General features: G+C 71.2%; 10 protein-coding genes. 4 read left to right on the forward strand and 6 right to left on the reverse strand.

Annotated features, from left to right (window positions below; all coding sequences use genetic code 11):
• A partial coding sequence (locus AOK22_RS24220; protein ID WP_157872277.1) for a methyltransferase domain-containing protein occupies window positions 1-269 on the reverse strand: 269 nt, incomplete at its 3' end.
• A 97-nt stretch (window positions 270-366) separates the two neighbouring features.
• On the opposite strand from AOK22_RS24220, the gene tamR reads away from it, so the two are divergent.
• Window positions 367-864: a MarR family transcriptional regulator TamR gene (gene tamR, locus AOK22_RS24225; RefSeq protein WP_055700821.1), complete on the forward strand. Its 498-nt coding sequence runs from the start codon at window positions 367-369 to the stop codon at window positions 862-864.
• Here tamR and AOK22_RS24230 read toward each other — a convergent pair.
• The gene (locus AOK22_RS24230) at window positions 823-1,599 is read right to left on the reverse strand and encodes a LuxR C-terminal-related transcriptional regulator (RefSeq protein WP_055700822.1); all 777 of its coding nucleotides are present in this window, start codon (window positions 1,597-1,599) and stop codon (window positions 823-825) included. The genes tamR and AOK22_RS24230 overlap by 42 nt on opposite strands.
• Window positions 1,600-1,875: 276 nt before the next feature.
• Here AOK22_RS24230 and AOK22_RS24235 point away from each other — a divergent pair, with 276 nt between their 5' ends.
• Window positions 1,876-2,331 carry a GNAT family N-acetyltransferase gene (locus AOK22_RS24235; RefSeq protein ID WP_107102018.1) on the forward strand — a complete coding sequence of 152 codons (456 nt, stop codon included), beginning with the start codon at window positions 1,876-1,878 and terminating at the stop codon, window positions 2,329-2,331.
• A gap of 37 nt (window positions 2,332-2,368) precedes the next feature.
• Here AOK22_RS24235 and galK read toward each other — a convergent pair whose 3' ends face one another.
• The 3 genes from galK to galT are packed head-to-tail and all read right to left on the reverse strand — an operon-like array spanning window position 2,369 to window position 5,544.
• Window positions 2,369-3,523 carry a galactokinase gene (gene galK, locus AOK22_RS24240; protein WP_055700824.1) on the reverse strand — a complete coding sequence of 385 codons (1,155 nt, stop codon included), beginning with the start codon at window positions 3,521-3,523 and terminating at the stop codon, window positions 2,369-2,371.
• A 3-nt stretch (window positions 3,524-3,526) separates the two neighbouring features.
• Window positions 3,527-4,486 (reverse strand): UDP-glucose 4-epimerase GalE, encoded by a 960-nt coding sequence (gene galE, locus AOK22_RS24245; RefSeq protein WP_055700825.1) that lies wholly within the window; start codon window positions 4,484-4,486, stop codon window positions 3,527-3,529.
• The gene (galT, locus tag AOK22_RS24250; protein WP_055700826.1) at window positions 4,483-5,544 is read right to left on the reverse strand and encodes a galactose-1-phosphate uridylyltransferase; all 1,062 of its coding nucleotides are present in this window, start codon (window positions 5,542-5,544) and stop codon (window positions 4,483-4,485) included. Before galT ends, galE begins: the two co-directional genes overlap by 4 nt.
• A gap of 225 nt (window positions 5,545-5,769) precedes the next feature.
• On the opposite strand from galT, the gene AOK22_RS24255 reads away from it, so the two are divergent.
• Window positions 5,770-7,455 carry a sodium:solute symporter family protein gene (locus AOK22_RS24255; RefSeq protein WP_055700827.1) on the forward strand — a complete coding sequence of 562 codons (1,686 nt, stop codon included), beginning with the start codon at window positions 5,770-5,772 and terminating at the stop codon, window positions 7,453-7,455.
• A 23-nt stretch (window positions 7,456-7,478) separates the two neighbouring features.
• Complete coding sequence (locus AOK22_RS24260; RefSeq protein WP_055700828.1) at window positions 7,479-7,760, forward strand: hypothetical protein; 282 nt, start codon at window positions 7,479-7,481, stop codon at window positions 7,758-7,760.
• A 53-nt stretch (window positions 7,761-7,813) separates the two neighbouring features.
• Here the strand turns inward: AOK22_RS24260 and AOK22_RS24265 are convergent.
• A partial coding sequence (locus AOK22_RS24265; protein WP_055700829.1) for a LuxR C-terminal-related transcriptional regulator occupies window positions 7,814-8,446 on the reverse strand: 633 nt, incomplete at its 5' end.

Genomic DNA, 8,446 nt, shown 5'->3' on the forward strand with positions numbered 1-8,446 from the left:
CCTCCCCCGGTCGGCCCCGCCAGCCCGTCGGCCCTGGCCAGCATCTGCGGCGAGTTGTCGAACCCGGTGATGTGCGCGGTGGGCCAGCGCTCGGCCAGGAGCCGCGTCACGTTGCCGGGGCCGCAGCCGAGGTCGGCGATGCGGGGCGGGCGGCCCTCGGCGGGGAGGTCGGGGACCCGGGCCAGCAGGTCGACGAAGGGCCTGGCCCGGTGGTCGGAGTGGCGCAGGTACTGCCGCGGATCCCAGGCGGTGGCGTCGGCTGCGGGCATGAAGGGCCTCCTCGAAACGTCCGGTGACGCCATCGTGAACCCGAAATATCTTGACGTCAAGAGACTTCATGTCGACAGACCCCCTACACTGATCGCCATGGAGGACGAGGTCGATCGGCTGGTCGCGGCGTGGCGCCGGGAGCGCCCCGACCTCGACGTGGAACCACTCGAGGTACTCAGCCGCGTGAGCAGGCTCGCGCGGCACCTGGACCGCGCCCGCAGACTCGCCTTCTCGGAGCACCAGCTGGAGCCGTGGGAGTTCGACGTCCTGACGTCGCTGCGCCGCGCGGGCGCGCCCTACCAGCTCTCCCCCGGCCAGCTCCTGACGCAGACGCTCGTGACGTCCGGGACGATGACCAACCGCATCGACCGCCTCGCGAAGAAGGGCCTCGTCGAGCGCCTGCCGGACCCCAGCGACCGGCGCGGCGTGCTCGTGCGCCTCACCGACGAGGGCCGGGACCGCGCGGACCAGGCCCTCGCCGGACTGCTCGAACAGGAGCGGGCGATCCTCGCGGAGCTCTCCCGCGCCCAGCGGGGCGAACTGGCGGGACTGCTACGCCAGTTGACCGCCCCGTTCGACAACATCCCCGGCTAGGTCGACCGGGCCGACGCCCGCGCGCCGGGCCAGCGCCACGGCCGCGAGGGTGGAGTGGACGCCCAGCTTCCCCAGGACGTTCTGCATGTGCGTACGCACCGTGTGCGGGGAGAGGAAGAGACGCTCGGCGACCGCCTTGCGGCCCAGGCCCGCCACCATGCAGCGCAGGACCTCGCGCTCGCGCGGGGTGAGGGACTCCACGAGCCGCTCGGACTCGGTGCGGTGCTTGCGGGCCGCGGTCAGCTCGCGCAGCACGCCGGTGAGCAGGGCGGGCGGCAGATGGGTCTCGTCGCGCAGGACACCGCGGATGACCGTCAGGAGCCGGGAGAGCGAGCAGTCCTTGGCGACCCAGCCGGAGGCCCCGGCCTGCAGCGCGAGGGCCGCGCGGCGCGGGTCGTCCTTCTCGGCGAGCACGACCGTGCGCACCGCGGGCTGGCCCGAGCGGACGCCCGCCACCAAGGAGATGCCGTCCACGAGCCCGTCCGCGTTGCCCTCCTGGACGGGCACCGCCGGGCGGTTGCCCTGCAGGGCGCTCGCGGCGCTGCCGAGGTCGGCGTCGACGAGCAGCACGTCGTATCTGCGCCCCTCGTTGACCGCCCGCTCCAGGCAGCGCAGCGCGGCGGGGCCGCTGCCGGCCGCGGACACGTCGACGTCGGGCTCGGCCGCGAGCGCGGCGGCCAGCGACTCGGCGAAGATGCGGTGGTCGTCGACGACCAGGACTCGAATGCGGACCACAGAAACCCCCTTCCCCGCGCTCCCTTCCGAGGAGCGGGGGATGTCCCCGTCGAAAGATCGCCGGAGATCGAATCGGCGCGGGTACGGCGCCCGGAACGGGAGTCGCGGCAGTCGCACGGCCGCCGCCGTGCACTGCTGTGCCACCCCCACGCCGGGCGTCGTACCCGACTGTCTCGCCCCCTGATCAGCGCCGGCCCCCACCGGCACTGCCCTTCAGAGTAGGGCCGGAGGCCGGGAGCGGAAGCTGATTTGCAGAACTGGTCGGCCGACGCGTTTATGGTGAGCCGTATGTTTCGTATGGAGACAGGAGTCGACAAAGAGCGGCTTGGTCTGCTTCGCTCGCGGCTGAGCGAGACGAACACGGCGGCCTCCCCCGCCCTGCGCGCCCTGCGCGGGACGGGAGCCGACCAGGAAGTACCGCTGGCGCTCTGGGCGTTGGACGCGGCGGGCGGCCTCGCGGCGGGGCTCGCCGGGCACACCTGGGCCCGCTGGCTGCACGTGGACCAGCTCTGGGTCGACGAGCGGCACCGCGGCGCGGGCCTCGGCTCGCGGCTGCTCGCCGAGGCGGAGCGCACGGCCCGCGAGGACCGCGGCTGTCTCAACTCCCGTGTGGAGACCTGGGACTTCCAGGCCCCCGGCTTCTACCGCACCCACGGCTACGAGCTGGTGTGCGTGATCCCCGACTACCCCGAGGGCGTCAAGGAGTTCACGCTGACGAAGCGGCTGGTCTAGGCGCCGCCCGCGCTCCCGCGCGCCCGCGCCGAGGGGGTCACGCCTCGCGGCGCGCCCCCGCCGAGGCCACCGCGGGGAAGACGCGCGGCGCCGTGAACCCCGCCGCGTCGAAGGCCTCCAGGACGGACTTGGTCACCGCGTCCGCGTCCGCCGCCTCCACCAGGACGATCGCCGAGCCGCCGAAGCCGCCGCCGGTCATCCGGGCGCCGAGCGCACCCGCCGCGTTCGCGGAGGTCACCACCAGGTCCAGCTCCGGGCAGGAGATGCGCAGGTCGTCGCGGAGCGAGGCGTGGCCCTCGGTGAGGACGGGGCCGATCGCGCGGGCGTCACCGGCGTCCAGCAGCTCGATGACCCGCTCGACGCGGTGGTCGTCCGACACGATGTGGCGCACGTACCGGCGGACCTTCTCGTCCGTCAGCTTCTCCAGCGCCTCGCCGAGTCGGGCGTACGGGACGTCGCGCAGGTGGGACACCCCGAGCGCCCGCGCGCCCGCCTCGCACCCGGCGCGCCGCTCCGCGTAGGCGCCGTCGCCGAGCGCGTGCTTCACCCGGGTGTCGACGACCAGGAGCCCGAGCCCCTGCGCCGCCAGGTCGAAGGGCACCTGCCGTATCGAGAGGTCGCGGCAGTCCAGGTGCAGGACGTGGCCCTCGGTGCAGCACGCCGACGCCGTCTGGTCCATCACGCCGCAGGGCACGCCGACGAAGGCGTTCTCGGCGCGCTGGGCGAGGACGGCCGACTCGGGCCGGGAGAGACCGAGTCCGTACAGCTCGTCCAGGGCGAGGGCGGTGACGACCTCCAGGGCGGCGGAGGACGACAGGCCCGCGCCGGTCGGGACCGTCGACGCCAGGTGCAGGTCCGCGCCGGTGACCGCGTGCCCCGCCTCCCGCAGCGCCCAGACGACCCCGGCCGGGTACGCGGCCCAGCCCCCGTCGGACAGCGGCGTCAGCTCGTCCACGCGCAGCTCGACGAGGGGGGCGTCGATGTCCGCGGAGTGCAGCCGCAGCACACCGTCGGTGCGGCGCGCCACGGCGGCGACGGCGGTGTGGGGCAGGGCGAGCGGCATCACGAAGCCCTCGTTGAAGTCCGTGTACTCGCCGATGAGGTTGACCCGGCCGGGGGCCGACCAGACGCCGTCCGGCGCGTACCCGTACAACTGCCGGAACTGCTCGGCGACTTCGGATGCCGTGCCCATGGACTACCCCTTTCGCTGGGCGAACGCCCAGGCGTCGGCGACGATGCCCGCGAGGTCCGCGCGGGACGGGTTCCAGCCGAGCTTCTCGCGCGCGGTGGCGGCGGAGGCGACGAGGGTCGCCGGGTCGCCGCCGCGGCGCGGGGCGACCACCTCGGGAATGGGGTGGCCGGTGACCTCGCGGACGGTCTCGATGACCTGGCGCACGGAGAAGCCGTTGCCGTTGCCGAGGTTGCAGATGAGGTGCTCGCCGGGGGCGGCGGCCGCGACCGCGAGGAGGTGCGCCTCGGCGAGGTCCGCGACGTGGATGTAGTCGCGCACGCACGTCCCGTCGGGGGTCGGGTAGTCGTCGCCGAAGACGTTGATGGCCTCGCGCCTGCCCTGCGCGACCTGGAGGACCAGCGGGATGAGGTGCGACTCGGGGTCGTGGCGCTCGCCGTACGCGCCGTACGCGCCCGCGACGTTGAAGTAGCGCAGCGAGACCGCACCCAGGCCGTGGGCGGCGGCCTCGCCGGTGATCATGTGGTCGACGGCGAGCTTGGAGGCGCCGTAGGGCGAGGTGGGGGCGGTCGGGTCGGTCTCCGTGATGGGGGTGTTCACGGGCTCGCCGTACGTCGCGGCGGTGGAGGAGAAGACGAGCTTGCGCACGCCGGCGTCGCGCATGGCGGCGAGCAGCGCCATGGTGCCGCCGACGTTGTTGTCCCAGTACTTCTCGGGCTTCACGACGGACTCGCCGACCTGTGAGAAGGCGGCGAAGTGCAACACGGCGTCGTAGGAGGAGTCCAGCCACTTGGCGGCATCGCGGATGTCGCCCTCGACGAAGGTGGCGTCGGCGGGGACGCCCTCGCGGAACCCGGTCGAGAGGTTGTCGAGGACCGTCACCTCGTGCCCGGCCTCGATCAGATGCTGGGCGACCACGCTTCCGACATAGCCCGCTCCACCGGTGACCAGGTACTTACCGCTCATGAACTCGCTACCTCTCGCAGTCGCTGGGCCGCGGCTTCCGGCGGCACGTCGTTGATGAACACGCTCATGCCGGATTCGGAACCCGCGAGGAACTTCAGCTTGCCCGAAGTGCGGCGAATCGTGAAAAGTTCAAGGTGGAGGGCGAAATCATCACGATTGATGCCCTCATGTCCGTCCAGGGACCCGAACGGCGCCTGGTGCCAGGCCGCGATGTACGGGGTGGGCGGCTCCCCCTCGCCGAAGATCCGGTCGAAGCGCCGCAGGAGTTCCAGATAGATCCGCGGGAACTCCGTGCGCGCCGCCTCGTCGAGGGCGAGCAGGTCGGGCACCCGGCGCTTGGGGTAGAGGTGCACCTCGTAGGGCCAGTGCGCCGCGTACGGCACGAAGGCCACCCAGTGCTCGCCCTCCAGGACGACCCGCTCCCCCGCGCTCTCCCTGGCGACGACGTCGTCGAAGAGGTTGCCGCCGCCCGAGGACTCCTTGAAGGCGGCGAGCGAGCGGAGCATCAGGTCGGTGCGCGGGGTGACGAACGGATAGGCGTAGATCTGCCCGTGCGGATGGCCGAGGGTCACGCCGATCTCGGCGCCGCGGTTCTCGAAGCAGAACACCTGCTTGACCGAGGGCAGATGGGCGAGTTCGGCGGTGCGGTCGGTCCAGGCCTCCAGGACGAGCGCGGCCTGGCCGGGGGTGAGGTCGGCGAAGGAGGCGTCGTGGTCGGAGGTGAAGCAGACCACCTCGCAGCGGCCCGCGTCGCCCGCGAGCGAGGGGAAGCGGTTCTCGAAGACCACGACGTCGTACGAGGAGTCGGGGATCTCGCTGAGCCGGTCCCCGGCGGAGGGGCACAGGGGGCACTCGTCGGCCGGCGGGTGGTAGGTGCGGCCCTGGCGGTGCGAGGCGATGGCCACGGAGTCGCCGAGGAGGGGGTCCCGGCGGACCTGTGACGTGGTGGAGACGGGTCCGAGCGGGCGCCGGTCGGCGGCCTCGCGGACGGCGTCGTCGCGCACGTCGTAGTAGATGAGCTCACGACCGTCGGCGAGACGGGTCGAGGTCTTCTTCACGTCCGGGGCTCCTCATCACCCACCCAACAGAACCGCACATAACAAATCACAAGCCAACAGCTCCGTCAATGCCCGGGTTCTCACCGGAGCGTTTCCGGCCGTTTCCGGCAGTCCCCGAGAGCTCGATCACAATCAAACAAAGAACACCAACAGAACTGTTCAGTTATTGAAGCGAGGGGCGTAGGTTCCCGTCTGATCCGTTCGCGCAACGAAGCGAGTTCCTCCATGCAGTCCCCCACTCACACCCTGGCCGAGGGGCTTCGGCTGCCCACCAACGGCCTCGACTACGCGATCCTCGCGATCTACTTCGCGGTGGTCCTCGGCATCGGATTCGCCGCCCGGCGCTCCGTGAAGACGAGCCTCGACTTCTTCCTCTCCGGCCGTTCCCTGCCCGCCTGGGTCACCGGTCTCGCCTTCGTCGCCGCGAACCTGGGCGCCACCGAGATCCTGGGCATGGCCGCCACCGGCGCGCAGTACGGCGTCGCGGTCGTCCACTGGTACTGGATCGGCGCCATTCCCGCGATGGTCTTCCTCGGCCTCGTGATGATGCCGTTCTACTACCGCTCGAAGGTCCGCTCGGTCCCCGAGTTCCTGCTCCAGCGGTTCGACAAGTCCGCGCACCTGCTCAGCTCGGCGCTCTTCGCCTTCGCCGCGATCCTCATCGCGGGCGTGAACCTCTACGCCCTCTCGATCGTCGTCGAGGCGCTGCTCGGCTGGCCGCAGTGGGTGGCGATCGTCGTCGCGGGCCTGTTCGTCCTCGCGTACATCACGATCGGTGGTCTCTCCTCGGCGATCTACAACGAAGTGCTCCAGTTCTTCGTGATCCTCGCCGCGCTGATCCCGATCTGCGTCATCGGTCTGAAGAAGGTCGGCGGCTGGGACGGTCTGACCGGCTCCATCGAGAAGCAGCACGGCGACAACTTCCTGACCGCCTGGGGCGGTACGGGCATCGGTGACGCCAACCCGCTCGGCGCCAACTGGCTGACCATCATCCTGGGCCTCGGCTTCGTGCTCTCCTTCGGCTACTGGACGACGAACTTCGCCGAGGTGCAGCGCGCGCTCTCCGCGAAGAACCTGAGCGCCGCCCAGCGCACCCCGCTGATCGCCGCCTTCCCGAAGATCTTCATCGTCTTCCTGGTGATGATCCCGGGCCTGGTCGCCGCCGTCCTCGTCCCGAAGATCGGCACCGGCGGATCGGACCTGACGTACAACGACGCGATCCCCTATCTGATGCAGGAGCTGCTGCCCAATGGCGTGCTCGGCATCGCGGTCACCGGTCTGCTCGCCGCGTTCATGGCGGGCATGGCGGCGAACGTCTCGTCCTTCAACACCGTGTTCACGTACGACATCTGGGCCAAGTACGTGGTCAAGGACCGCGAGGACGTCTACTACCTGCGCTTCGGCCGCCTCATCACGGCGATCGGCGTGATCGCCTCGATCGGCACGGCCTTCATCGCGTCGAGCTTCTCGAACATCATGGGGTATCTGCAGACCCTGTTCTCGTTCTTCAACGTCCCGATGTTCGTGGTCTTCATCATCGGCATGTTCTGGAAGCGCGCCTCGATGAAGTCCGGTGTGTGGGGCCTGCTCGCGGGCACGACGGCCGCGATGGTCAACTACTTCTGGATCTACAAGCAGGGCGTCATCGACATCCCGACCGACCAGGGCGCCAACTTCGTCTCGGCGATCGTCGGCTTCGTCGCCGGTGCCGTGGTGATGGTCGTCGTCACGCTCTTCACCGCCCCCAAGCCGGAGGCCGAACTGGCCGGTCTGGTCTACGGGACGGCCTCGCCGGGTCTCGAGGACGACGGCGTGGAGGAGGGCGACGACGCGTGGTACCGCAAGCCGGCCCTGCTCGGCTGGGGCGCGATCGTGCTCGCCGCCGCCTGCTACCTGCCGTACTCGCTCTAGCCCCGATCGGAGGACCGAACACCATGTCCGACCTGCACAACGAAGTCTCCGAGCTGGAGCGCAAGTCCGCGACGGCCGCCCGCCTCTTCGACATCCGGCGGATCATCGGCGGCCTGTTCGTCGTCTACGGCGTCATCGTGACGATCGCCGGCATCACCGCGTCCGACGCCGACCTGAGGAAGGCCGAGGACATCAACATCAACCTCTGGACCGGCCTCGGCATGCTCGCCCTCGGCCTGTTCTTCCTGGGCTGGCTGTGGCTGCGCCCGACCGCGGCTCCCGCGCAGGAGCCCGAGGACGACTGATCCCCGGGGACGGCTGGTCCCCGGGAGTCAACCGGCCTGCACGGGGCCCGGGTTCACTGCGGTGACTCGGGCCCCGTCGCCATGTCGCCGTTGTCCGCGTAGGCCGACGGCGGGCGCTCGGCCCGCTCCAGGAGACCCGTGCGCGCGGCGAGCGCGGCGGCCTCCAGACGCGAGCCGACGCCCAGCTTCATCAGGACCCGCTGCACATGCGTACGCGCCGTGCTCGGGGCTATCCCCATGCCGGCGGCGATCAGCCGGGTGTCCTCGCCGTCCGCGACCCGCACCAGGACCTCGACCTCGCGCGGCGTGAGCATCTGCAGCAGGCGCTGGCCCTCGTCGTCCGGCTGCGCGGCCGGGTTGAGCAGTTCGCTGAAGGCGCCCTGCAACAACTGGGGCGCGACGGCCGCCTCGCCCGCGCGCGCCTTCATGATGGCGCGCTCCACTCCCTCTATGCGCTCGTCGTGGCGTACGTATCCGGACGCGCCGCAGGCGAAGGCCGCGGCGATGCCGCGCGGGCTCGGCACCGGGCCGAGCACCACCACCGCCACCTGCGGGCGCTCCCGCTTGATCTTGACGACCGGATCGAACATGCCCGGCTCCGCGGGCGTGGCCGTGCCCAGGAGGCAGACCTCCGGCGCCCTGCTGATCACCAGCTCCGCCGCTCCCGCGGCGGGCGCGGCCGCGGC

Source organism: Streptomyces silaceus, assembly GCF_001419745.1.
In the GTDB taxonomy this organism is placed as follows: domain Bacteria; phylum Actinomycetota; class Actinomycetes; order Streptomycetales; family Streptomycetaceae; genus Streptomyces; species Streptomyces silaceus.

Excerpts from the sequence above, each read along its gene's own strand:
- galK (WP_055700824.1), bottom strand. The coding sequence starts at position 3,523 with ATGGGCACGGCATCCGAAGTCGCCGAGCAGTTCCGGCAGTTGTACGGG.
- AOK22_RS24260 (WP_055700828.1), top strand. The coding sequence starts at position 7,479 with ATGTCCGACCTGCACAACGAAGTCTCCGAGCTGGAGCGCAAGTCCGCG.
- galE (WP_055700825.1), bottom strand. The coding sequence starts at position 4,486 with ATGAGCGGTAAGTACCTGGTCACCGGTGGAGCGGGCTATGTCGGAAGC.
- AOK22_RS24255 (WP_055700827.1), top strand. The coding sequence starts at position 5,770 with ATGCAGTCCCCCACTCACACCCTGGCCGAGGGGCTTCGGCTGCCCACC.
- tamR (WP_055700821.1), top strand. The coding sequence starts at position 367 with ATGGAGGACGAGGTCGATCGGCTGGTCGCGGCGTGGCGCCGGGAGCGC.
- AOK22_RS24235 (WP_107102018.1), top strand. The coding sequence starts at position 1,876 with ATGGTGAGCCGTATGTTTCGTATGGAGACAGGAGTCGACAAAGAGCGG.